Annotated in this window: 26 protein-coding genes; 23 read left to right on the top strand and 3 right to left on the bottom strand. The window is 40.8% G+C overall.

Annotated elements, in window-relative coordinates:
- The first annotated feature begins 4 nt into the window (after nucleotides 1-4).
- The 13 genes from infB (at nucleotide 5) to groL (ending at nucleotide 11,028) form a co-directional block, all read left to right on the top strand.
- Entirely contained in the window at nucleotides 5-2,746 is a 2,742-nt protein-coding gene (infB, locus tag BQ2679_RS03830) for a translation initiation factor IF-2 (protein WP_075566353.1), read from the top strand.
- Nucleotides 2,747-2,999: 253 nt separating this feature from the next.
- Nucleotides 3,000-3,350 carry a 30S ribosome-binding factor RbfA gene (rbfA, locus tag BQ2679_RS03835; RefSeq protein WP_075566355.1) on the top strand — a complete coding sequence of 117 codons (351 nt, stop codon included), beginning with the start codon at nucleotides 3,000-3,002 and terminating at the stop codon, nucleotides 3,348-3,350.
- A gap of 148 nt (nucleotides 3,351-3,498) precedes the next feature.
- The gene (locus tag BQ2679_RS03840) at nucleotides 3,499-4,278 is read left to right on the top strand and encodes a hypothetical protein (protein WP_075566357.1); all 780 of its coding nucleotides are present in this window, start codon (nucleotides 3,499-3,501) and stop codon (nucleotides 4,276-4,278) included.
- Between the two features lie 104 nt (nucleotides 4,279-4,382).
- Entirely contained in the window at nucleotides 4,383-4,616 is a 234-nt protein-coding gene (locus BQ2679_RS03845; protein WP_000368732.1) for a DUF1858 domain-containing protein, read from the top strand.
- Nucleotides 4,616-5,950, top strand: coding sequence for a DUF438 domain-containing protein (locus BQ2679_RS03850; RefSeq protein ID WP_075566359.1), 1,335 nt, complete (start codon nucleotides 4,616-4,618; stop codon nucleotides 5,948-5,950). The genes BQ2679_RS03845 and BQ2679_RS03850 overlap by 1 nt, the downstream gene beginning before the upstream one ends.
- A gap of 9 nt (nucleotides 5,951-5,959) precedes the next feature.
- Nucleotides 5,960-6,214 carry a DUF1912 family protein gene (locus BQ2679_RS03855; RefSeq protein WP_075566360.1) on the top strand — a complete coding sequence of 85 codons (255 nt, stop codon included), beginning with the start codon at nucleotides 5,960-5,962 and terminating at the stop codon, nucleotides 6,212-6,214.
- A 75-nt stretch (nucleotides 6,215-6,289) separates the two neighbouring features.
- Nucleotides 6,290-6,580, top strand: a complete 291-nt coding sequence (locus tag BQ2679_RS03860) for a DUF4651 domain-containing protein (protein ID WP_000850671.1) — start codon at nucleotides 6,290-6,292, stop codon at nucleotides 6,578-6,580.
- Complete coding sequence (locus BQ2679_RS03865) at nucleotides 6,577-6,894, top strand: thioredoxin family protein (protein ID WP_075566362.1); 318 nt, start codon at nucleotides 6,577-6,579, stop codon at nucleotides 6,892-6,894. The genes BQ2679_RS03860 and BQ2679_RS03865 overlap by 4 nt, the downstream gene beginning before the upstream one ends.
- Nucleotides 6,895-6,903: 9 nt before the next feature.
- Complete coding sequence (gene ytpR, locus BQ2679_RS03870; protein ID WP_075566364.1) at nucleotides 6,904-7,530, top strand: YtpR family tRNA-binding protein; 627 nt, start codon at nucleotides 6,904-6,906, stop codon at nucleotides 7,528-7,530.
- A gap of 41 nt (nucleotides 7,531-7,571) precedes the next feature.
- Entirely contained in the window at nucleotides 7,572-8,333 is a 762-nt protein-coding gene (locus BQ2679_RS03875; protein WP_075566367.1) for an SDR family NAD(P)-dependent oxidoreductase, read from the top strand.
- Between the two features lie 72 nt (nucleotides 8,334-8,405).
- Nucleotides 8,406-8,801 (top strand): single-stranded DNA-binding protein, encoded by a 396-nt coding sequence (locus BQ2679_RS03880; protein WP_075566369.1) that lies wholly within the window; start codon nucleotides 8,406-8,408, stop codon nucleotides 8,799-8,801.
- Nucleotides 8,802-9,108: 307 nt separating this feature from the next.
- On the top strand, nucleotides 9,109-9,393 hold the full coding sequence (groES, locus tag BQ2679_RS03885; protein WP_075566371.1) for a co-chaperone GroES: 285 nt from the start codon (nucleotides 9,109-9,111) through the stop codon (nucleotides 9,391-9,393).
- A 15-nt stretch (nucleotides 9,394-9,408) separates the two neighbouring features.
- Nucleotides 9,409-11,028 carry a chaperonin GroEL gene (gene groL, locus BQ2679_RS03890; RefSeq protein WP_075566373.1) on the top strand — a complete coding sequence of 540 codons (1,620 nt, stop codon included), beginning with the start codon at nucleotides 9,409-9,411 and terminating at the stop codon, nucleotides 11,026-11,028.
- 95 nt (nucleotides 11,029-11,123) lie between these two features.
- Here groL and serS read toward each other — a convergent pair whose 3' ends face one another.
- From serS to BQ2679_RS03905, 3 genes are all read right to left on the bottom strand, one after another.
- Nucleotides 11,124-12,398, bottom strand: coding sequence for a serine--tRNA ligase (gene serS / locus BQ2679_RS03895; protein ID WP_075566375.1), 1,275 nt, complete (start codon nucleotides 12,396-12,398; stop codon nucleotides 11,124-11,126).
- A gap of 215 nt (nucleotides 12,399-12,613) precedes the next feature.
- Nucleotides 12,614-12,985, bottom strand: coding sequence for a DUF956 family protein (locus BQ2679_RS03900; protein ID WP_075566377.1), 372 nt, complete (start codon nucleotides 12,983-12,985; stop codon nucleotides 12,614-12,616).
- 2 nt (nucleotides 12,986-12,987) lie between these two features.
- On the bottom strand, nucleotides 12,988-14,352 hold the full coding sequence (locus tag BQ2679_RS03905) for an aspartate kinase (protein ID WP_075566379.1): 1,365 nt from the start codon (nucleotides 14,350-14,352) through the stop codon (nucleotides 12,988-12,990).
- 260 nt (nucleotides 14,353-14,612) lie between these two features.
- Here BQ2679_RS03905 and BQ2679_RS03910 point away from each other — a divergent pair, with 260 nt between their 5' ends.
- The 10 genes from BQ2679_RS03910 (at nucleotide 14,613) to fabZ (ending at nucleotide 22,131) form a co-directional block, all read left to right on the top strand.
- Entirely contained in the window at nucleotides 14,613-15,398 is a 786-nt protein-coding gene (locus BQ2679_RS03910; RefSeq protein ID WP_075566381.1) for an enoyl-CoA hydratase, read from the top strand.
- An 85-nt stretch (nucleotides 15,399-15,483) separates the two neighbouring features.
- The gene (gene fabT, locus BQ2679_RS03915) at nucleotides 15,484-15,918 is read left to right on the top strand and encodes a fatty acid biosynthesis transcriptional regulator FabT (protein WP_075566383.1); all 435 of its coding nucleotides are present in this window, start codon (nucleotides 15,484-15,486) and stop codon (nucleotides 15,916-15,918) included.
- Nucleotides 15,918-16,892, top strand: coding sequence for a beta-ketoacyl-ACP synthase III (locus BQ2679_RS03920; protein ID WP_075566385.1), 975 nt, complete (start codon nucleotides 15,918-15,920; stop codon nucleotides 16,890-16,892). The genes fabT and BQ2679_RS03920 overlap by 1 nt, the downstream gene beginning before the upstream one ends.
- A gap of 58 nt (nucleotides 16,893-16,950) precedes the next feature.
- Nucleotides 16,951-17,175 carry an acyl carrier protein gene (locus tag BQ2679_RS03925; RefSeq protein ID WP_075566388.1) on the top strand — a complete coding sequence of 75 codons (225 nt, stop codon included), beginning with the start codon at nucleotides 16,951-16,953 and terminating at the stop codon, nucleotides 17,173-17,175.
- A gap of 116 nt (nucleotides 17,176-17,291) precedes the next feature.
- A complete protein-coding gene (gene fabK / locus BQ2679_RS03930; RefSeq protein ID WP_075566390.1) occupies nucleotides 17,292-18,266 on the top strand; it encodes an enoyl-[acyl-carrier-protein] reductase FabK in 975 nt (324 codons plus the stop codon).
- Complete coding sequence (gene fabD / locus BQ2679_RS03935) at nucleotides 18,259-19,179, top strand: ACP S-malonyltransferase (protein WP_075566392.1); 921 nt, start codon at nucleotides 18,259-18,261, stop codon at nucleotides 19,177-19,179. The genes fabK and fabD overlap by 8 nt, the downstream gene beginning before the upstream one ends.
- A gap of 31 nt (nucleotides 19,180-19,210) precedes the next feature.
- A complete protein-coding gene (fabG, locus tag BQ2679_RS03940; RefSeq protein WP_075566394.1) occupies nucleotides 19,211-19,945 on the top strand; it encodes a 3-oxoacyl-[acyl-carrier-protein] reductase in 735 nt (244 codons plus the stop codon).
- A gap of 22 nt (nucleotides 19,946-19,967) precedes the next feature.
- Nucleotides 19,968-21,203: a beta-ketoacyl-ACP synthase II gene (gene fabF, locus BQ2679_RS03945; RefSeq protein ID WP_075566396.1), complete on the top strand. Its 1,236-nt coding sequence runs from the start codon at nucleotides 19,968-19,970 to the stop codon at nucleotides 21,201-21,203.
- Between the two features lie 2 nt (nucleotides 21,204-21,205).
- Nucleotides 21,206-21,712: an acetyl-CoA carboxylase biotin carboxyl carrier protein gene (accB, locus tag BQ2679_RS03950; RefSeq protein ID WP_075566397.1), complete on the top strand. Its 507-nt coding sequence runs from the start codon at nucleotides 21,206-21,208 to the stop codon at nucleotides 21,710-21,712.
- Nucleotides 21,709-22,131, top strand: a complete 423-nt coding sequence (fabZ, locus tag BQ2679_RS03955; RefSeq protein WP_075566399.1) for a 3-hydroxyacyl-ACP dehydratase FabZ — start codon at nucleotides 21,709-21,711, stop codon at nucleotides 22,129-22,131. Before accB ends, fabZ begins: the two co-directional genes overlap by 4 nt.
- The last annotated feature ends 7 nt before the right edge of the window (nucleotides 22,132-22,138 follow it).

Genomic DNA, 22,138 nt, shown 5'->3' on the forward strand with positions numbered 1-22,138 from the left:
TGATTTGTCTAAGAAAAGATTGTACGAAATCGCAAAAGAACTTGGAAAAGAAAGTAAGGAAGTTGTAGCGCGTGCAAAAGAGTTGGGCTTGGAAGTGAAAAGCCATGCATCAAGCGTAGAGGAAGCACTAGCTGCTAAAATTGTGGCAAGTTTTAAACCTACTCCTAAACAAAAGGAGAAACCTAAAACTGTAGCACCCAAACAAGAGGAAGTAAAGGAAACTACCCAAGCAGGAGCCCCAGAGCAACCTAAGACTGATAAGGTAGTTGCTAGACCTCAAAGCCGTAACTTTAAGGCAGAACGTGAAGCGCGTGCCAAGGAGCAAGCGGAACGACGCAAGCAAAACAGAGGTAACAACCGCGAACAACAACAAAACGGTAACCGTCAAAAAAACGATAACCGTAATGGTGGGAAACCTAGTCAAGGAAACCGTGACAATCGCCGTTTTAACGACCAAGGGAAGAAACCACAAGGTCAAGGGAATCGTGGTAATGAACACCGTCAACAAGAGGATAATCGTCCAAAACAGGCTGGACCTCGTGTTGACTTCAAGGCTCGCGCAGCAGCTCTTAAAGCAGAACAAAATGCAGAGTATGCTCGTTCAAGTGAGGAGCGCTTCAAGCAATCTCAAGCAGCAAAAGAAGCTTTAGCTCAAGCCAACAAACGCAAGGAGCCAGAAGAAATCTTTGAAGAAGCCGCTAAAGTTGCTGAACAAGCTCCAACAGTTGTTGAAGTAGCCCCTGTAGCTAAGGAAACTGTAGTAGATACACGTCGTAAAAAACAAGCTCGACCAGATAAAGAACGTGATGATTTCGATCACGAAGAAGATGGTCCAAGAAAACAACAAAAGAATCGAAGTAGTCAAAATCAAGTGAGAAATCAAAGAAATAGTAACTGGAACAATAATAAGAAAAATAAAAAGGGCAATAAGCAAAATAACCGTAATCAGGTTCAAAAACCTGTTACGGAGCGTAAGTTCCATGAATTGCCTACAGAATTTGAATATACAGATGGTATGACCGTTGCGGAAATCGCAAAACGTATCAAACGTGAGCCAGCTGAAATTGTTAAGAAACTCTTCATGATGGGCGTGATGGCGACACAAAACCAATCTTTGGATGGTGACACAATCGAACTCCTCATGGTAGATTATGGTATTGAAGCCAAACAAAAAGTTGAAGTAGACAATGCTGATATTGAGCGTTTCTTTGCTGAAGATGGATATCTGAACGAAGACCAACTAGTGGAACGTCCACCAGTTGTTACCATCATGGGACACGTTGACCATGGTAAGACAACTCTTTTGGATACTCTTCGTAATTCTCGTGTTGCAACTGGTGAAGCAGGGGGAATCACTCAGCATATCGGTGCCTACCAAATCGTAGAGGGTGGGAAGAAGATTACCTTCCTTGATACACCAGGACACGCGGCCTTTACATCTATGCGTGCGCGTGGTGCCTCAGTTACCGATATTACTATCTTGGTCGTAGCAGCTGATGACGGTGTAATGCCTCAGACTATTGAAGCCATCAACCACTCAAAAGCGGCTAATGTTCCAATCATCGTAGCTATCAACAAGATTGATAAACCAGGTGCTAACCCAGAGCGTGTAATTGGTGAATTGGCAGAGCATGGTATCATGTCAACAGCTTGGGGTGGAGATTCTGAATTTGTAGAAATCTCAGCTAAGTTTAACCAAAACATCGATGAGTTGTTGGAAACAGTCCTTCTTGTGGCTGAGCTCCAAGAACTCAAGGCTGACCCAACTGTCCGTGCGATCGGTACTGTTATTGAAGCTCGTTTGGATAAAGGTAAAGGTGCGGTTGCAACCCTTCTTGTTCAACAAGGTACTTTGAACGTACAAGACCCTATCGTTGTCGGAAATACTTTTGGACGTGTCCGTGCTATGACCAATGATCTTGGCCGTCGTGTTAAGGTTGCAGGGCCATCAACACCGGTTTCCATCACTGGTTTGAACGAAGCGCCAATGGCTGGTGATCACTTTGCCGTTTACGAAGATGAAAAATCTGCTCGTGCAGCAGGTGAAGAACGTGCTAAACGTGCCCTTCTCAAACAACGTCAAACAACCCAACGCGTTAGTCTTGAAAACCTCTTTGATACTCTTAAAGCTGGGGAACTCAAGTCAGTTAACGTTATCATCAAGGCCGACGTGCAAGGTTCTGTTGAAGCTCTCTCTGCCTCACTTCAAAAGATTGATGTTGAAGGTGTGAAAGTTACCATTGTTCACTCAGCCGTTGGTGCCATCAACGAGTCAGACGTAACCCTTGCCGAAGCATCCAATGCCTTTATCATTGGTTTCAACGTACGCCCTACTCCACAAGCTCGTCAACAAGCGGATGCTGACGATGTGGAAATCCGTCTCCACAGTATCATCTACAAGGTGATTGAAGAGATGGAAGAAGCTATGAAAGGTATGCTTGATCCAGAATTTGAAGAAAAAGTTATTGGTGAAGCAATTATCCGTGAAACCTTCAAAGTTTCTAAAGTGGGAACAATCGGTGGATTTATGGTTATTAATGGTAAAGTCACCCGTGATTCTAAAGTCCGCGTTATTCGTGACGGTGTAGTTACTTACGACGGTGAACTAGCAAGTTTGAAACACTATAAAGATGACGTTAAAGAAGTTACAAACGGCCGTGAAGGTGGTCTCATGATTGAAGGCTACAATGATCTTAAGGTGGATGATGTGATTGAAGCCTACATCATGGAAGAAATTAAGAGATAATTTTTTGCTCCTTTCTTAGGTGGTGAGGGACGCAAGCAAACCCAAGGTTTCATTGCTTATTTTTGAGCCACATGTCTCAAAAATCCCCAGTGATTGAACTGAATTATCAGCCCAATTACTTTCACAACGGCGAAAGAAGCAGATGATTTCAAATTGAACTTCGTTTCAATTTGAATTGAAAATCAATAATTTTAAAAATAGCTAGGTCTGCTGGCCTAGCTTTTGGTTCATTATTTAAGAGAAAGGAAAAATTATGGCAAATCATTTCCGTACAGACCGTGTGGGCATGGAAATCAAGCGAGAAGTCAATGAGATTTTGCAAAAGAAAGTCCGTGATCCCCGTGTCCAAGGTGTGACCATTACAGATGTTCAGATGTTGGGTGATTTATCAATGGCTAAGGTTTACTACACTATTTTGAGTAATCTTGCATCAGATAATCAAAAAGCTCAAATTGGGCTTGAAAAAGCAACTGGAACTATCAAACGTGAACTTGGTCGCAATTTGACCTTATACAAAATTCCAGACTTAACTTTTGTCAAAGACGAATCCATCGAATATGGTAATAAGATTGACGAAATGTTACGCAATCTGGATAAAAACTAAGAAAAAGAGGGGAATCCCTCTTTTTTGTTACTTTAAACATGATGATAGATTAATTAGTTGCCCTTCTTAAAAGTCGGTTAAAAAAATGTATAAATCTCTAATAGTATGATATGATAAAGCTTAACTTGAATATAAAATGGAGGTATAGATGGCTAAACAAGATATAGCTATAAAAGTTTTACAACAAGTTGTAAAGCTTCCTGTCGTAAAAGTAAATAGAGAAAAATTTTTAGTGGAGAAGTTCTCTAAAGAATTAGATAAGAAGGATATTGCCAAATTGTTAGAACAAGGTCCTCCTTCATTATTACCCCAGGAAACCTTAGATAGAGTAGCCAGGTCCTGCATAAAGGATAATGTTTTACGAGCTAGTGGAACATCTGTTCTAGCAGGTCTACCTGGAGGTATTCTAATGGCGCTTACTATTCCAACGGATGTAGCTCAGTTTTATGCTTTTTCCTTGAAATTAGCCCAAGAATTGGGATATATTTATGGATTTAATGATCTTTGGGCATCAAGAAATGACTTAAGTGAAGAAGCTAAAAACACACTATTACTTTATTTAGGGGTCATGCTTGGGGTAAACGGAGCGGGTGCCTTGCTTCGTTCTGGTGGTGTTACAGTCGCTAAACATGTAATGACCACAGTACCTCAGAAAGCCGTAGCCAAGGCTGGCTGGTACCCTATTTTAAAAAAGGTTATGAAAATTTTTGGGGTTACTCTTACAAGGAGAGGCTTGGCAAAGGGAATGGGAAAAGCGATTCCTATTCTAGGTGGGGTTATTTCAGGGGGATTAACCTATGCGACTATGAAACCAATGGGCGAAAGATTGCAAAAAGAATTATCCAAATTAGTTAACTATTCTGAAGTGCAATATCAAAATGATATGGCAATTATTCGAAAAGAGGCTGAGGTAATCGAAACTGACTGATATGATGAAACTAGTAAGTCTTGTGTTGCTAGTTTTTTTAATCCCATTCCTTATGGTATAATAAAAACAGTTAAATGATTAGAAATAGACTCATGGAGGTTCTCATGGACAATATAATCGATGTATCAATTCCAGTTGCGGAAGTGGTGGATAAACATCCAGAAGTTTTAGATATTTTGGTTGAGCTTGGTTTTAAACCTCTTGCAAATCCCTTGATGCGTAATACTGTAGGGCGAAAAGTATCGCTCAAACAAGGATCGAAGCTTGAAGGGACTCCTATGGATAAGATTGTGCGTACGCTTGAAGCAAATGGTTACGAAGTGATCGGGTTAGACTAATGACAGATGAACGTATTCATATCCTGCGGGATATTTTATTAGAATTGCATAATGGAGCCTCTCCGGAGTCCGTTCAGGAACGATTTGATGCTACTTTTACAGGTGTATCTGCTATTGAGATTTCACTTATGGAGCACGAGTTGATGAACTCGGACTCAGGCGTTACCTTTGAAGATGTCATGGAGCTATGTGATGTGCATGCCAATCTCTTTAAGAATGCTGTTAAGGGTGTCGAAGTTGAGGACACCGAGCATCCTGGTCACCCTGTGCGTGTCTTTAAGGATGAAAATCTAGCTCTCCGTGCTGCTTTGATTCGGGTCCGTAGATTGCTCTCGACTTATGAATCTGTGGACGATGAGGAAATGCTGGTTGAGATGCGCAAAGGTTTGGTACGTCAGATGGGGCTTGTTGGTCAATTTGATATCCACTACCAGCGCAAAGAAGAGCTCTTTTTTCCTATCATGGAACGTTATGGACATGATTCACCTCCCAAAGTTATGTGGGGAGTGGATGATCAGATTAGGGATCTCTTTCAAACAGCCTTAGTGGCAACTAAGTCGCTCCCAGAAGTGCCAATTTCCACCGTAAAGGAAGCTTTTGAAGCTTTTGCGACAGAGTTTGAAAGTATGATTTTTAAGGAAGAATCAATCCTTCTCATGATTCTGCTTGAATCCTTTACCCAGGATGACTGGATTCAGATTGCTGAGGAAAGTGATGCCTATGGATATGCTATTATCCGTCCGTCTGAGAAATGGGTTCCTGAACGTCAAAGTTTTGTTGAGGAAAAAAGTTTAGAAGAACCAACTCAGCCAGAAACTGTAGATGGACAAGTTCAGCAAGTGATTGATACACCAGAAGGTCAGTTTACTATCACCTTTACACCAAAGGAAAAGGAAACGGTGCTAGATCGCAATAGCCAGCAGGCTTTTGGCAATGGCTATCTCTCAGTTGAACAGGCGAATCTTATTCTTAATCATTTGCCGATGGAGATTACCTTTGTTAATAAGGATGATATCTTCCAGTATTATAATGACAATACTCCAGCAGATGAGATGATTTTCAAGAGGACACCGTCTCAGGTTGGACGAAATGTCGAACTATGCCATCCACCAAAATATTTGGAGAAAGTCAAAGCGATTATGCAAGGTCTTCGTGAAGGGAAAAAAGACAAGTACGAGATGTGGTTCAAGTCAGAATCACGTGGAAAGTTTGTCCATGTCACTTACGCAGCTGTCCACGATCAAGCAGGAGAGTTTCAAGGAGTCTTGGAATATGTTCAGGACATCCAACCCTACCGTGAGATTGATACAGACTTTTTCCGTGGATTAGAATAAGGAGAAAAAATGAGTTACGAGCAAGAATTTATGAAGGAATTTGAAGCCTGGGTTAATACCCAGATTATGATCAATGATATGGCTCTTAAGGAAAGTCAAAAGGTCTATGAAGAAGATCAAGATGAGCGCGCTAAAGATGCTATGATTCGCTACGAGAGTCGCTTGGATGCCTACCAGTTCTTACTAGGTAAATTTGAAAACTTCAAGGTAGGCAAGGGATTCCATGATTTACCAGAAGGTTTGTTTGACGAGAGAAATTATTAATATTTAGAAATTAGAAAGGGGAGTGGGACTCCCTTTTTCATTGTCCCTTGAGCCTTTTTGTGTTACAATGTTAGCATGAAAACGAAAAATATTATTAAAACAGGTTTAGTCGTGGCAGGGCTTGGAGCACTTGCCTTTGGTGCTAAGAAAGTAGCTGATGATCACAAACTCATGAAGACACAAGAAGAGTTAACGGCTATTGTGCGTGACTATTTCTCAGAAATGGGTGAGATTGGGACTCTCTATGTCCAAGTGTACGAAAGTAGCCTTGAACGTCTTGTTGGTGGTGTCATTTTTGAAGATGGTCGTCACTATACCTTTGTCTATGAAGATGAAGATCTCATCTACGAGGAGGAAGTCATATGATTTCTCCTAAAAATATTGAAGAGTTAGCAAATCTAGTAGAGCAGGATGGCAAGAAGGTCTTCCTTTTTGTTGCGGATTGGTGTGGCGATTGCCGTTATATCTATCCTGCCTTGTCAGAGATTGAAGAGACAAATCCAGAGTTCACTTTTATACGGGTAGACCGAGATGAGTACATGGAACTTGCTAAACTTTGGGATGTATACGGGATTCCAAGTCTTGTTGTTTTAGACAAGGACAAGGAGATTGGACGTTTTGTCAATCGTGACCGTAAAACCAAGGGGCAAATCAATGACTTTTTAGCAAGTTTGAAATAGGAGAAAAGAATGATTTTTACATATAATAAAGAACATGTCGGCGATGTCCTTATGGTCATCGTGAAAAACAGTGGAGATGCCAAGCTAGATGTTGAGCGTAAAGGTAATGTAGCGCGTGTTTTCCTAAAAGAAACTGGTGAGACTGTCGCTTGGAACATTTTTGAAGTTTCTAGCATGTTTGAGATCGCTGAGCCCGGGCAAGTCTTTTTAACTGACGAGCAAGTAGCACGTTTGAACCAAGAATTGCAAGAAGAAGGATTTGCTGAAGAAATCATCAATGACAAGGAACCCAAATTTGTGGTTGGAGAAATTGTAGAAATGGTTGCGCATCCAGATAGTGACCACCTCAATATCTGTCAAGTGGCAGTTGCGAGTGATAAAACAGTACAAATCGTTGCTGGTGCTCCCAATGCACGTGTTGGTTTGAAAACCATTGTCGCTCTTCCTGGGGCCATGATGCCAAAAGGCAATCTCATTTTCCCAGGGGAACTTCGTGGGGAAAAGAGTTTTGGAATGATGTGTAGTCCTCGTGAACTTGCCTTGCCAAATGCTCCACAAAAACGTTGGGTCATTGAATTGTCAGACGACCAGGTAGTTGGAACACCCTTTGATCCAGCTAAGCACTGGACTGCTTAATCACTAAAAGTGATTTATAATCTTTGCTTGAGGAAAATAGGATGGCAAAAAATGTAGTCATTACAGGTGCAACATCAGGTATCGGTGAAGCCATTGCGCGTGCATATCTAGAGAAAGGTGAGAATGTTGTACTCACAGGGCGTCGAACAGAAAGGCTCAAAACTCTAAAAACTGAGTTCGCAGAAGCCTTTCCAAATCAAAAAGTCTGGACCTTTCCGTTAGATGTTACAGATATGAGCATGGTAAAGATTGTTTGTTCAGAAATTTTAGAGACAGTAGGTCAGGTTGATATTTTGGTCAATAATGCTGGACTGGCTCTCGATTTAGCACCCTATCAGGACTATGAAGAGTTGGATATGTTGACCATGCTGGATACCAATGTCAAGGGTTTAATGGCAGTTACGCGTTGCCTCTTGCCTTCCATGGTAGCAGCTAATCAAGGCCATATCATTAATATGGGTTCTACTGCAGGGATTTACGCCTATGCTGGTGCAGCAGTCTATTCAGCAACCAAGGCTGCAGTTAAAACTTTTTCAGACGGGCTTCGGATTGACACCATTGCGACAGATATCAAGGTGACCACTATTCAGCCAGGAATTGTAGAAACTGATTTTTCAAAAGTCCGTTTCCATGGAGATGAGGCACGGGCGGCGACGGTCTATCAGGGACTCGAAGCCTTGCAGGCGCAAGATATCGCTGATACTGTCGTTTATGTGACCAGTCAACCACGACGAGTACAAATCACAGATATGACTATCATGGCCAATCAACAAGCAACTGGATTTATGATTCACAGAGATTAATATTATTAAAAAAGTTACAAATCTTGTAACTTTTTTTGTATTCTTCCGAATTATTAAGTAGGAGGATGAAAAATGTATAATAAAGTTATTATGATTGGACGTTTAACGTCTACACCAGAATTGCACAAAACCAACAATGACAAGTCAGTGGCTCGTGCGACTATTGCCATTAATCGTCGTTTCAAGGATCAAAACGGGGAACGTGAAGCGGACTTCATCAATATTGTTGTCTGGGGGAAATTGGCTGAAACTTTGGCTAGCTATGCAAGCAAAGGTAGTCTCATTTCTGTAGACGGGGAGCTTCGTACCCGTAAGTTCGAGAAGAATGGTCAGACTAACTATGTGACCGAGGTTCTCGCTACAGGCTTCCAACTTTTAGAAAGTCGTGCCCAACGTGCTATGCGTGAAAATAATGCAGGCCAAGACTTAGCAGATCTAGTTTTGGAAGAGGAGGAACTTCCCTTTTAAAATGATAGGAGGCTGGGACAAAAGTCCTAGCCTCTCAATTGTCTTTGGGTTGTCAAGCAAGACGCAGTGGTTGAGTGGGCTCTACTACGCTGATTTCATCAGCTTTTACAGCCCTACTCAACTGTGCGGAGGTGGGACGACGAAATCGAATTCTAACGAATTACCGATTTCTGTCCCACTCTCTTTTTTATGCTATATATCAGACTTTTTTCTTGACTATTTTTGACCAAGTGATACAATAGAACTATGGTTTAGCACTCATATACAAAGAGTGCTAACAATATGATTGTATTATGGAGGAAGACAAATGTTGAAACCATTAGGAGACCGTGTGGTCTTGAAAATTGAAGAAAAAGAACAAACTGCTGGGGGATTCGTCCTCGCAAAATCAGCCCAAGAAGAAACGAAAACAGCTACTGTAGTGGCTACTGGACAGGGTGTTCGTACCTTGAACGGTGAGTTAGTTGCTCCGAGTGTAAAAGTTGGAGATCAAGTTTTGGTAGAAGCTCATGCAGGCATTGATGTCAAAGATGGGGACGAAAAATACCTCATTGTAGGTGAAGCTAGTATCTTGGCAATCGTCGAAGAATAGAAGGAGAAGGTAAGTATGGCAAAAGACATTAAATTTTCATCAGACGCTCGTTCAGCTATGGTTCGTGGTGTTGATATCCTAGCAGACACTGTTAAAGTAACCTTGGGACCTAAAGGTCGTAACGTTGTTCTTGAAAAATCATTTGGTTCTCCATTGATTACCAATGATGGTGTAACAATCGCTAAAGAAATCGAATTGGAAGACCATTTTGAAAATATGGGTGCCAAATTGGTATCAGAAGTAGCTTCTAAAACCAATGATATTGCTGGTGATGGTACTACTACCGCAACAGTATTGACTCAGGCTATCGTTCGAGAAGGGATTAAAAACGTCACTGCTGGCGCAAATCCAATTGGTATTCGCCGTGGGATTGAAACTGCAGTCGCTGCAGCTGTTGAAGCCTTGAAGAACAATGCTATTCCTGTTGCTAACAAAGAAGCGATTGCGCAGGTTGCCGCCGTTTCATCTCGTTCTGAAAAAGTTGGTGAGTACATCTCTGAAGCCATGGAAAAAGTTGGTAAAGACGGAGTTATCACTATTGAAGAATCACGTGGTATGGAAACAGAACTTGAAGTCGTAGAAGGAATGCAGTTTGACCGTGGTTACCTCTCACAATACATGGTTACTGATAATGAAAAAATGGTTGCAGACCTTGAAAATCCGTACATTTTAATCACTGACAAGAAGATTTCAAACATCCAAGAAATCTTGCCACTTCTAGAAAGTATTCTTCAAACCAGCCGTCCGCTCTTGATTATTGCAGATGATGTTGATGGTGAAGCTCTGCCAACCCTTGTTTTGAACAAGATTCGTGGGACTTTCAACGTAGTTGCTGTTAAGGCACCAGGATTTGGTGACCGACGTAAAGCTATGCTTGAAGATATCGCAATCTTGACAGGTGGTACCGTTATTACTGAAGACCTTGGACTTGAATTGAAAGATGCTACTATCGAAGCTTTAGGTCAGGCAGCTAAAGTGTCTGTAGATAAAGATAGCACAGTCATTGTAGAAGGTGCAGGAAATCCTGAAGCAATTGCCAACCGTGTAGCCGTCATCAAGTCTCAAATCGAAACAACAACTTCAGAATTCGACCGAGAAAAACTCCAAGAACGCTTGGCTAAATTATCAGGTGGAGTAGCAGTTATCAAGGTCGGTGCTGCAACTGAAACTGAATTGAAAGAAATGAAACTCCGCATCGAAGATGCCCTTAACGCTACCCGTGCAGCAGTTGAAGAAGGTATTGTTGCAGGTGGTGGTACTGCTCTTGTGAATGTCATTCCAGCTGTTGAAGCTTTAGAATTGATAGGTGATGAAGCAACAGGACGTAGCATTGTTCTTCGTGCCTTGGAAGAACCAGTTCGCCAAATTGCCTACAATGCAGGTTATGAAGGTTCAATCGTTATCGATCGTTTAAAAAATGCAGAAGCTGGTACAGGCTTCAACGCTGCGACAGGTGAATGGGTGAACATGATTGAAGCAGGTATTATCGATCCTGTTAAGGTTAGCCGTTCAGCCCTTCAAAACGCAGCTTCAGTAGCAAGTTTGATTCTAACGACAGAAGCCGTTGTGGCCAACAAACCAGAACCTGTAGCACCAGCTCCAGCTATGGATCCATCAATGATGGGTGGTTACTAATAAATAAAAACAGGTAGAAATCATAATTTCTACCTGTTTCTTTTGAATCACTTAAAAAGAGGGAGCTCAGCTTCCTCTTTTTTTATATGAAATTGTTATGGTTTGATGACTTCAGCTCCACCCATGTATGGACGAAGGACTTCAGGAATAGTTACAGAGCCATCTTCATTTTGATAGTTTTCAAGAATAGCAGCGACGGTACGTCCAACAGCAAGTCCAGAACCATTCAAGGTGTGGAGAAGTTTAACCTTACCATCTGCTTCATCACGGTAACGGATTTGGGCACGACGTGCTTGAAAATCTTCTGTATTTGAACAGCTTGAGATTTCTCGGTAGGTATTTTGTGCTGGGATCCAAACTTCCAAGTCGTAAGTCTTAGCAGCTGAGAAGCCCATGTCTCCTGTAGAAAGAGCAACTACACGGTATGGCAAGTTTAGTTTTTGAAGAATGTTTTCAGCGTTAGCTGTCATCTTTTCAAGTTCTTCATATGATTCTTCAGGTTTAGCAAATTTCACCATTTCTACCTTGTGGAATTGGTGCAAACGGATCAAACCGCGAGTATCGCGACCAGCAGAACCAGCTTCAGAACGGAATGATGGACTCATAGCAGTAAAGTAGATTGGCAAGTCTTTTCCGTCAAGAATTTCATCACGGTAGTAGTTAGTCAAAGGTACTTCAGCTGTAGGAATGAGGACATAGTTGGTATCGCTGATCTCAAAAGTATCTTCCTTGAATTTTGGATATTGGCCAGTACCAAACATAGAATCATGGTTAACCATGTAAGGGGTGATGACTTCAGTATAACCTTCCTTACCATGCTCATCTAGCATAAAGTTGTAGATGGCACGTTCCAAGCGAGCTCCGAGGCCTTTATAGAAGAGGAAACGAGCTCCAGTGACTTTTCCACCACGTTCCCAGTCAAGAATACCAAGGTCTTCTCCGAGATCCCAGTGGGCTTTTGGTTCAAAGTCAAACTCACGAGGAGTTCCCCAACGGCGAACTTCTACGTTATCATCTTCGTCTGCCCCAATAGGAACACTGTCAGCTGGGATGTTTGGAAGAGTAGTGGTAAATTCTGTCAATTTAGCATCGATTTCCGCTAATTCTGCATCGAGTGCTTTGACTTCGGCAGATAGGGTTTGCATGGCAGCAATCTTGTCGTCAGCATTTTCCTTGTTGCGTTTAGCTTGGGCGATTTCAGCAGAGACCGTGTTACGCTCAGCTTTGAGGGTTTCGACCTTAACCAAGATGTCACGACGTTTAGCGTCGATTTCTTTCATCTCATTCAAGATAGCAGCGTCTACACCACGCGTAGCCAGTTTTTCAGCGACAGTGGCAAAGTCTGTACGAATACGTTTGATATCTAACATAAGTCCTCCTTTATATGAAAAAAGCACACCTGTAAAAGCGTTGGAGTGGCAGAGCCACGGTTCCATCCAACTTCACAGATGTGCACTTGATTGTGTATTTGATTTAAAACAACGGTAGAATTTCACTTATCCCCTCTATCTGCTCGCAGCACCCGCAGACTTTCTGAAAGAAGAGGATAACCTACTTATCCGTTGCTATGATTATACTAAACTTTCTATTTTTTTGCAAATAGATTTTTGATTTTACGACCGATGATTTGGAGTAAGGTTGGAAGCTTCACAACCTTTTCATTTCCGATTTTTTCCCGAGCAATTTTAAGAATTTTTCCGGAGTCTTTTGAGGCAAAGAGGAATTTTCCTTGGTCTGTAAAAACTTCAAAATGACGACTAACCTTACGGCCTGAAACATTGGCTCCGATTTGATTAACGCTAGACCATGGGATTTGAATATAATCCTCAATATTGCGATCCGAGTAAAACTCCAAGGCTTGGTCTCCTACCAGAAATTTTCCAACTTTTCCTTGTATAGAGAGGTAAGAAGTTCCAGTAGTTTGTATGTCAATGACCTTGTTAAGAGATTGTGCCATGATTAATCTTCCTTACTTTCACCGAAAAAGGCATGGTATAGAGCCTTGATAGCAGCTTTTTCTTGGTCTTTTTGAACTACGAACATGATAGAAACTTCGCTCGATCCTTGAGACATCATTTGAATGTTGATCTTGTTTTCTGAAAGTGCGCGAGTAGCTGTAGCAGTTACCCCGATATGACTCTTCATTTTTTCGCCAACAATCATGATAATAGAGAGATCGTGTTCGATTTCAGCATGGTCAACTTCAGCTTTTTGAACAAGTTGACGGAGGATTTCTTCCTCTTTGATTGGTGTGAGTTCACGTTCACGAAGGATGATAGATAGGTCATCGATACCAGTTGGCATATGTTCCCAACCAATATTCAGATCTTCTAGAATTTGAAGTACTTTACGACCAAAACCAACTTCGCGGTTCATGAGGTACTTGGACATATTGATGCTGACAAATCCAGCATCGCTGGCAATTCCGACTACAGGGAATTTTTCATCGCTGTGTTGAAGGACGATGCGAGTACCTGGATGGTCAGGATTGTTAGTATTTTTGATAACCAAAGGAATTTTTCCGCGATAGGCAGGGAGAAGGGCTTCATCGTGAAGGACAGAAAAACCTGCATAGGCTAACTCACGCATCTCACGGTAGGTTAATTCTGGAATCGAGTGTGGTTGGTGGATGATACCAGGGTGGGCAGCAAAGATTCCATCTACATCAGTAAAGTTTTCATAGAGGTCAGCCTTAACACCTGCGGCGATGATAGAACCAGTAATATCTGAGCCACCACGAGAGAAGGTACAAATTTGATCTTCCTTAGTGACACCAAAGAAACCTGGGATAACAAGAACTTCTGGACTTTTATTGAGTTCTTCAATTTTGTCATAACTTGAAGGAATGATACGAGCATTTCCAGGTTCGCTTGTTACAACAATACCAGCTTCTCGCGGATGAACATAGCGAGCCTCTAATCCATTTTGGTTAAAGTAAGCTGCAATGAGTTTGGCGTTATTATTTTCTCCCGCAGCCAAGAAAGTATCGTAAAGAAACTCATTGTCTTCAATCGGAAGGGTCGCAAGAGAACGGATACTTTTTGAGATTTTCTCTAGTACTGCTGGTTTGAGTTTTAATTCACTGACCATGGCAGCATAGCGTTCGATAATCCAGTTTTGACTTTTACTAATATCATTTCCAGCAACATAGTCACGGTAGTATTTAATTAAGGCATCTGTTACCTTTGTATCTTCAGAATCTCGTTTTCCTGGAGCAGAAACAACTACAAAACGTCGTTCAGGATCGCTCTTTACAATATTTAAAACTTTTTCTAACTGACTAGCAGAGGCAAGTGAACTTCCCCCAAATTTTACAACCTTCATAAGTACTCCTAAAGTAAGTATTTTATACGATTATAGCAGAAAGAGAACCTTTTTTCAATCGAGGATGTGGAAGGCAATCTCAATCTAAGATATTGTTGAGCGTTTATGAGTTGTCTATTAGGATTTGATAGATTAAATACAAAACAGAAAAAATCGGCTGATACACTTTTAATCATTTTTTCCTTGTGCAAAAATTTATAAAAAGATATAATTTGAAAATAAAATAATTTAAAAATCTTTGAAAACGAAAAGGAGTGGATATGAATCATATTATTTATCAAGTTCAAGATGATCTAGCAATCATTACCTTAAATCGTCCAGAAGTGGCAAATGGTTTCCATATCCCAATGTGTGAAGAAATCTTAGAAGCCTTGAACCTAGCTGAAAAGGATGGAGCAGTTTCTTACATATTGATCAATGCCTTAGGAAAAGTATTTTCTGTCGGAGGCGATTTGGTAGAAATGAAACGTGCTGTCGATGAGGATGATATCGGATCTTTAGGAAAAATTGCTGAGCTTGTTAATACTATTTCTTTTAAAATAAAGCAAATTCCTAAACCTATCATTATGGAAGTTGACGGAGCTGTGGCAGGTGCCGCGGCCAACATGGCCTTGGCTGTTGATTTCTGTATTGCAACTGATAAAGCAAAATTTATTCAAGCCTTTGTTGGTGTTGGATTAGCGCCGGATGCTGGTGGTTTGTTTTTGCTAACAAGAGCACTTGGAGTTACTCGAGCAACACAACTAGCTATGACAGGAGAAGCTTTTACAGCTGAGAAAGCCTTTGAAGCAGGAGCAGTTTATCGTGTTTGTACAAGTGATCAGTTAGAAAAAACAAGAAATCAATTGTTGAAGAAGTTGAAACGTGGATCATCCAACTCTTATGCGGCAATTAAAAAGCTAGTCTGGGAGAGTGAATTTAAACAGTGGCAAGATTATGCTAACTTGGAGTTGGAGTTACAAAAATCGTTGGCATACACCGAAGACTTTAAAGAAGGAGTTCTGGCTCATTCGGAAAGACGACGTCCTAAGTTTTTAGGAAAATAAAAACTTGCATAATCCTTTAAAGTTTGATATACTTCCATTATCAAATTCTTTGATTATAAAAGTTTTTGTAAAGGAGGGGTGAGAATTGGATTATAAAATAATCAATGAATACTTAACATCTATTTTTAATAATGTACTAGTCATTGAAGAAGTGAGCTTGAGAGGGAGTCGTTTTAAAGATATCTCTATCAAAGAAATGCATACGGTTGATGTAATCGGCAATTTTTCTGATGTAACGCCAAGTTTTGTTTCTAAAGAATTAATGGTAACTCTTGGAACAGTAACAACTTGTTTGAATAACTTGGAGCGAAAAGGTTATATTGAAAGAATCCGATCAGACCAAGATCGTCGGGTTGTATATTTACATTTGACAAAGAAAGGTCGCTTGGTCCATCGTCTTCATAAACGTTTCCACAAAGCAATGGTGGAAAAAATTATCGATGGCATGAGTCCAGAAGAAATAAATGTTATGGGCAAAGGCTTGACTAATCTTTATCAATTTTTGGAGGATTTGAAATAATGGCTTTTGCAAAAATAAGCCAAGTAGCTCATTATGTTCCAGAGCAGGTAATCGTAAATGATGATTTAGCTCGGGTTATGGATACAAGTGATGAGTGGATTTCCAGTCGGACAGGTATAAAACAAAGGCATATTTCTAAAACAGAATCCACTAGTGATTTATCTGCAGAAGTTGCTAGACGTTTACTTAACCAAGCTGGACTTTTAGCAGAGCAACTAGATTTTATTATTGTTGCTACTGTAACACCAGATTCAATGGTGCCTTCAACGGCTGCGCTAGTTCAAGCTAAAATAGGAGCTACACAAGCTTTTGCTTTCGATTTGACAGCAGCTTGTAGTGGATTTATCTTTGCACTATCAACTGGAGAGAAATTGATATCTTCTGGTCGTTATCAAAAAGGTATTGTTATTGGTGCTGAAACTTTATCGAAATCAGTGGATTGGTCTGACCGGTCGACAGCTGTTCTCTTTGGAGATGGAGCTGGTGGTGTCTTGTTAGAATCAGCTAAAATCAATCATTTCCTAGCTGAGAGTTTGCATAGTGATGGTGCTAGAGGCGAGTGTTTGACTTACGGTGAAACACCTTTGACTTCACCCTTTTCCGTCCAAAAAGAAGCAAGTGCTTTCTTAAAAATGGATGGTAGGGCAGTATTTGACTTTGCTATTCGAGATGTTTCCAAATCAATAAAAGAGACAATTGAATTGAGTCCTGTATCGACAGATGAGTTGGACTATCTCTTACTCCATCAGGCCAATGATCGTATCTTAGACAAAATGGCTAGAAAGATTGGGGTTAATCGTGATAAATTGCCCGCTAATATGACTAAGTATGGAAATACGAGTGCAGCAAGTATCCCGATTTTACTTTCTGAGTGTGTTGAAGAAGGCTTAATCCTTTTGGATGGAAGTCAAACGATTCTCATGGCAGGCTTCGGTGGAGGTTTGACATGGGGCACGCTCATTGTTACACTTTAGGTAATCATGTGGTGAACACATTTTTATAAAAAATATATATATTTAAAAGGAGTCTATCATGGCAGTATTTGAAAAAGTACAAGAAATTATCGTTGAGGAACTTGGGAAAGACGCATCAGAAGTAACACTTGAGTCTACTTTCGAGGATTTGGATGCAGATTCATTGGATTTGTTCCAAGTTATCTCAGAAATCGAGGATGCTTTTGACATCCAAATTGAAGCAGAAGATAGCTTGAAAACTGTAGGTGATTTGGTTGCTTACGTTGAAGAAAAAACAAAATAATTAACATAAACTAGGAAGGAGTAGGGGGAACCCACTCCCTCTTGTTTAGCTAATAGTTTGAAATTCAAAATATAGAACCTTCAAACTATTAGCTGAGCAATAAAATTGGAGGCAAAATGAAAACACGTATCACTGAACTATTGAATATTAAATATCCTATTTTTCAAGGTGGAATGGCTTGGGTTGCTGATGGTGACTTGGCTGGAGCTGTATCTAAGGCTGGTGGACTAGGAATTATCGGTGGTGGAAATGCACCTAAAGAAGTCGTTAAGGCAAATATCGATAAAATCAAATCACTGACAGACAAGCCTTTTGGTGTCAATATTATGCTTTTGTCTCCATTTGTTGAAGACATTGTAGACCTTGTGATTGAAGAAGGTGTTAAGGTTGTAACTACAGGTGCAGGAAACCCAAGCAAATACATGGAACGTTTCCATGATGCAGGGATTACAGTTATTCCTGTTGTGCCTAGTGTGGCACTAGCCAAACGTATGGAAAAGATTGGTGCAGATGCTGTTATTGCAGAAGGGATGGAAGCTGGAGGTCATATTGGTAAATTAACAACTATGACTTTAGTTCGCCAAGTTTCCGCAGCTGTGTCTATTCCAGTGATTGCTGCTGGTGGTATTGCAGATGGTGAAGGTGTTGCTGCTGGATTTATGTTAGGTGCAGAAGCTGTTCAAGTCGGAACACGTTTTGTAGTAGCTAAGGAATCGAATGCTCATCCAAATTATAAGGCTAAAATTTTAAAAGCTCGTGATATTGACACCACTGTTTCGGCACAGCACTTCGGGCATGCTGTCCGTGCTATCAAAAATCAATTAACTCGTGATTTTGAACAGGCTGAAAAGGATGCTTTTAAACAGGAAAATCCTGATTTGGAAGTGTTCGAACAGATGGGTGCTGGAGCGCTTGCTAAGGCTGTCGTGCATGGAGACGTAGATAGTGGTTCAGTAATGGCGGGACAAATTGCAGGTCTCGTATCTAAGGAAGAAACTGTTGAAGAAATTCTAAAAGATCTCTATTATGGTGCAGCCAAAAAAATTCAAGAAGAAGCCTCTCGTTGGATAGGAGTTACAAGAAATGACTAAAACAGCCTTTTTATTTGCAGGCCAAGGAGCCCAGTATCTTGGTATGGGAAAAGATCTTTATGATCTCTACCCTATTGTAAAGGAAACTATCGACAAGGCAAGCCAAGTTTTGGGTTATGACCTTCGTCAGCTCATTGATCAAGAAGAAAATAAGTTAAACCAAACCCGCTATACTCAACCCGCTATTCTAGCTACATCAGTTGCCATCTATCGCTTGCTAGTCGAAAAAGGCTATGAGGCTGATATGGTAGCAGGATTATCTTTAGGTGAGTATTCTGCCCTTGTGGCGAGTGGAGCTTTAGATTTTGAAGCGGCCATTGCCTTAGTTGCCAAGCGTGGAGCTTATATGGAAGAAGCTGCTCCTGCAGGTTCAGGCAAGATGGTTGCAGTCCTTAATACTCCAGTCGATGTGATTGAAGAAGTTTGTAAAAAAGCATCAGAATTTGGAGTAGTAACCCCAGCTAACTACAACACACCAAGCCAAATTGTTATTGGTGGTGAAGTTGTTGCGGTAGACCGCACTGTAGAACTTTTAAAAGAAGCAGGAGCCAAACGCATCCTCCCACTTAATGTATCTGGACCTTTCCATACCGCTCTGCTAGAACCTGCTAGTCAGAAATTAGCTGAGGTATTAACAGAGGTTCAGTTTAATGATTTTAATTATCCTTTAGTTGGCAATACAGAAGCCAAAATAATGGAAAAAGATAGAATAGCTGAACTTTTGACACGACAGGTGAAGGAACCGGTTCGTTTTTATGAGAGTATTGCTCTTATGAAAGAAGCTGGAGTGACGAGATTTATCGAAGTCGGCCCAGGAAAAGTCTTGTCAGGTTTTGTTAAAAAAATTGATAGAACCGCTGACTTAGCTAATGTGGAAGATCAAGCAAGTTTAGAAACACTTATTAATAACTAACTGAGATAGTTGAGGTTCTGAAAGGAGAAAAATGAAACTAGAAAATAAAAATGTCTTTATTACAGGCTCAAGCCGTGGAATTGGTCTTGCAATAGCTCATAAATTTGCCAGCTTGGGTGCTAATATAGTATTAAATAGCCGTGGTCAAATCTCCGAGGAGCTCTTAGCTAGTTTTAAATCATACGGTGTCAAGGTCCTTGCTATCTCTGGAGATGTATCAGACTATTCCGATGCTAAGAGAATGGTTGACCAAGCGATTGAAGAATTAGGATCAGTCGATGTTTTGGTCAATAATGCAGGTATCACCCAAGATACAATCATGCTAAAGATGACAGAAGATGACTTTGAACGAGTGTTAAAAGTTAACCTGACGGGAGCCTTCAATATGACTCAATCTGTTTTGAAACAGATGATTAAAGCTCGAGAAGGCGCCATCATCAACATGTCCAGTGTTGTTGGTCTAATGGGGAATGTTGGTCAAGCAAACTATGCCGCTTCTAAGGCAGGCCTAATTGGATTTACCAAGTCTGTAGCGCGTGAAGTTGCTGGACGTAATGTTCGGGTAAACGCCATTGCACCAGGTATGATTGAGTCAGATATGACAGCTGTTTTAAGCGATAAGGTCAAGGATGCAATGTTGGCACAAATTCCAATGAAACAGTTTGGTCAAGCAGAACAAGTTGCAGATGTGGCAGTCTTTCTTGCAAGTCAAGATTATCTAACAGGACAAGTCATTGCTATTGATGGTGGACTAACCATGCAATAATCGTTAAAGTAGAGGTGAAATAATGAAATTAAATAGAGTAGTAGTAACTGGTTACGGATTAACATCTCCGATTGGCAATACACCGGAAGAATTTTGGAATAATCTAAAAATTGGTAAGATCGGGATTGATAAGATTACCAAGTTTGATCACAGTGCTTTTGACGTCCATAACGCAGCAGAAATCCAAGATTTCCCATTTGATAAATATTTTGTAAAAAAAGATACCAATCGTTTCGATGATTATTCTTTGTATGCCTTGTATGCTGCTCAAGAAGCAGTTGACCATGCTAATCTTGACGTAGAAGCACTTGATAAAGACCGCTTTGGTGTCATCGTTGCATCAGGTATCGGTGGAATTAGAGAAATCGAAGACCAAGTCCTTCGACTTCACGAAAAAGGGCCAAAACGTGTTAAACCATTAACACTTCCCAAAGCCTTGCCAAATATGGCTGCAGGAAATGTAGCTATGCGCTTTGGTGCCAATGGTATCTGTAAATCTATCAACACAGCTTGCGCTTCATCAAATGATGCTATCGGAGATGCCTTCCGTTCTATCAAATTTGGTTTCCAAGACATCATGTTGGTTGGAGGATCAGAAGCCTCTATTACTCCTTTTGCGATCGCTGGATTCCAAGTATTGACAGCTTTATCAACTACTGAAGATCCAACTCGTGCTTCTATCCCATTTGATAAGGATCGTAATGGATTTGTCATGGGTGAAGGTTCAGGTATGCTAGTATTAGAAAGTTTAGAACATGCTGAGAAGCGTGGAGCAACTATCTTGGCAGAAGTTGTTGGTTACGGGAATACCTGTGATGCTTATCATATGACAGCGCCTCATCCAGAAGGTAAGGGAGCTATCAAGGCTATCAAACTTGCCTTAGAAGAAGCAGGAATCAGTCCAGACCAGGTTGGCTATGTTAACGCTCATGGTACCTCAACTCCAGCTAATGAAAAAGGTGAAAGTGGCGCTATTGTAGCTATTTTAGGAAAAGAAGTTCCAGTGTCTTCAACCAAATCATTTACAGGTCACTTGCTAGGAGCAGCTGGTGCTGTCGAAGCTATTGCTACGATTGAAGCGATGCGTAATAGTTATGTACCAATGACGGCAGGAACAACAGAATTATCTGACTATATTGAAGCAAATGTTATCTTTGGGCAAGGTTTGGAACGTGAGATTCCATATGCTATTTCAAATACTTTTGGATTTGGTGGACACAATGCAGTCCTTGCATTCAAACGTTGGGAGAATAAGTAAAGATGAATTTAAACGAAATCAAAGATTTGATGGCGCAGTTTAATCAATCAAGTCTGAGAGAATTATCTTATAAAAATGGGGCTGAGGAATTGATGTTTAGCAAAAATGAAACAAGAATTGTTTCAGAATTTGCGCAGCCAGTTCAAACAGTTCATTCCCATCAGCCGATTGAAGCGATTGCCAAAGAACAATCAATAGAATCTGTTGCTACTAATTCAACACCAATAGCAGAAGAAACTCAAATAGAATCAACAGTTGAGTATCAAGAAGCTGAAGGTGATCTTGTAGAGAGTCCCCTTGTTGGGGTAGCTTACTTGGCTGCTGGACCAGATAAACCATATTTTGTGAGTGTTGGAGATACTGTTAAAAAAGGCCAAACATTAGTAATCATTGAAGCCATGAAGGTCATGAATGAAATTCCAGCACCTAAGGATGGAATTGTAACTGAGATTCTTGTTACAAATGAAGAAATGGTAGAATTCGGGAAAGGCTTGGTACGTATCAAATGATTGATATTCAAGGAATAAAAGAAGCTTTGCCACACCGATATCCCATGCTCTTAGTGGATCGTGTTTTAGAAGTCAGTGAAGACACCATTGTTGCTATCAAGAATGTGAGCATCAATGAGCCTTTCTTCAACGGACACTTCCCAGCTTACCCTGTAATGCCAGGGGTACTGATCATGGAAGCCTTGGCACAAACAGCAGGTGTTTTAGAACTATCAAAACCTGAGAACAAAGGGAAACTCGTCTTCTATGCGGGTATGGACAAGGTCAAATTTAAGAAGCAAGTTGTACCTGGTGATCAATTAGTCATGACCGCTACATTTGTCAAACGTCGTGGTACAATCGCCGTAGTAGAAGCGAAGGCAGAAGTGGATGGTAAGCTAGCAGCAAGTGGAACCCTAACCTTTGCAATTGGAAACTAGGAGGTTA

It is taken from the genome of Streptococcus timonensis (assembly GCF_900095845.1).
GTDB lineage: Bacteria > Bacillota > Bacilli > Lactobacillales > Streptococcaceae > Streptococcus > Streptococcus timonensis.

What these genes read in the sequence shown, in the direction of transcription:
- groES (WP_075566371.1), top strand. Translation starts at nt 9,109, where the DNA reads ATGTTGAAACCATTAGGAGACCGTGTGGTCTTGAAAATTGAAGAAAAA.
- fabK (WP_075566390.1), top strand. Translation starts at nt 17,292, where the DNA reads ATGAAAACACGTATCACTGAACTATTGAATATTAAATATCCTATTTTT.
- accB (WP_075566397.1), top strand. Translation starts at nt 21,206, where the DNA reads ATGAATTTAAACGAAATCAAAGATTTGATGGCGCAGTTTAATCAATCA.
- BQ2679_RS03925 (WP_075566388.1), top strand. Translation starts at nt 16,951, where the DNA reads ATGGCAGTATTTGAAAAAGTACAAGAAATTATCGTTGAGGAACTTGGG.
- BQ2679_RS03845 (WP_000368732.1), top strand. Translation starts at nt 4,383, where the DNA reads ATGGACAATATAATCGATGTATCAATTCCAGTTGCGGAAGTGGTGGAT.
- serS (WP_075566375.1), bottom strand. Translation starts at nt 12,398, where the DNA reads ATGTTAGATATCAAACGTATTCGTACAGACTTTGCCACTGTCGCTGAA.
- BQ2679_RS03920 (WP_075566385.1), top strand. Translation starts at nt 15,918, where the DNA reads ATGGCTTTTGCAAAAATAAGCCAAGTAGCTCATTATGTTCCAGAGCAG.
- fabZ (WP_075566399.1), top strand. Translation starts at nt 21,709, where the DNA reads ATGATTGATATTCAAGGAATAAAAGAAGCTTTGCCACACCGATATCCC.
- BQ2679_RS03880 (WP_075566369.1), top strand. Translation starts at nt 8,406, where the DNA reads ATGTATAATAAAGTTATTATGATTGGACGTTTAACGTCTACACCAGAA.
- fabD (WP_075566392.1), top strand. Translation starts at nt 18,259, where the DNA reads ATGACTAAAACAGCCTTTTTATTTGCAGGCCAAGGAGCCCAGTATCTT.
- BQ2679_RS03910 (WP_075566381.1), top strand. Translation starts at nt 14,613, where the DNA reads ATGAATCATATTATTTATCAAGTTCAAGATGATCTAGCAATCATTACC.
- rbfA (WP_075566355.1), top strand. Translation starts at nt 3,000, where the DNA reads ATGGCAAATCATTTCCGTACAGACCGTGTGGGCATGGAAATCAAGCGA.
- BQ2679_RS03875 (WP_075566367.1), top strand. Translation starts at nt 7,572, where the DNA reads ATGGCAAAAAATGTAGTCATTACAGGTGCAACATCAGGTATCGGTGAA.
- groL (WP_075566373.1), top strand. Translation starts at nt 9,409, where the DNA reads ATGGCAAAAGACATTAAATTTTCATCAGACGCTCGTTCAGCTATGGTT.
- fabG (WP_075566394.1), top strand. Translation starts at nt 19,211, where the DNA reads ATGAAACTAGAAAATAAAAATGTCTTTATTACAGGCTCAAGCCGTGGA.
- BQ2679_RS03855 (WP_075566360.1), top strand. Translation starts at nt 5,960, where the DNA reads ATGAGTTACGAGCAAGAATTTATGAAGGAATTTGAAGCCTGGGTTAAT.
- BQ2679_RS03905 (WP_075566379.1), bottom strand. Translation starts at nt 14,352, where the DNA reads ATGAAGGTTGTAAAATTTGGGGGAAGTTCACTTGCCTCTGCTAGTCAG.
- BQ2679_RS03860 (WP_000850671.1), top strand. Translation starts at nt 6,290, where the DNA reads ATGAAAACGAAAAATATTATTAAAACAGGTTTAGTCGTGGCAGGGCTT.
- ytpR (WP_075566364.1), top strand. Translation starts at nt 6,904, where the DNA reads ATGATTTTTACATATAATAAAGAACATGTCGGCGATGTCCTTATGGTC.
- BQ2679_RS03840 (WP_075566357.1), top strand. Translation starts at nt 3,499, where the DNA reads ATGGCTAAACAAGATATAGCTATAAAAGTTTTACAACAAGTTGTAAAG.
- BQ2679_RS03865 (WP_075566362.1), top strand. Translation starts at nt 6,577, where the DNA reads ATGATTTCTCCTAAAAATATTGAAGAGTTAGCAAATCTAGTAGAGCAG.
- fabF (WP_075566396.1), top strand. Translation starts at nt 19,968, where the DNA reads ATGAAATTAAATAGAGTAGTAGTAACTGGTTACGGATTAACATCTCCG.
- BQ2679_RS03900 (WP_075566377.1), bottom strand. Translation starts at nt 12,985, where the DNA reads ATGGCACAATCTCTTAACAAGGTCATTGACATACAAACTACTGGAACT.
- BQ2679_RS03850 (WP_075566359.1), top strand. Translation starts at nt 4,616, where the DNA reads ATGACAGATGAACGTATTCATATCCTGCGGGATATTTTATTAGAATTG.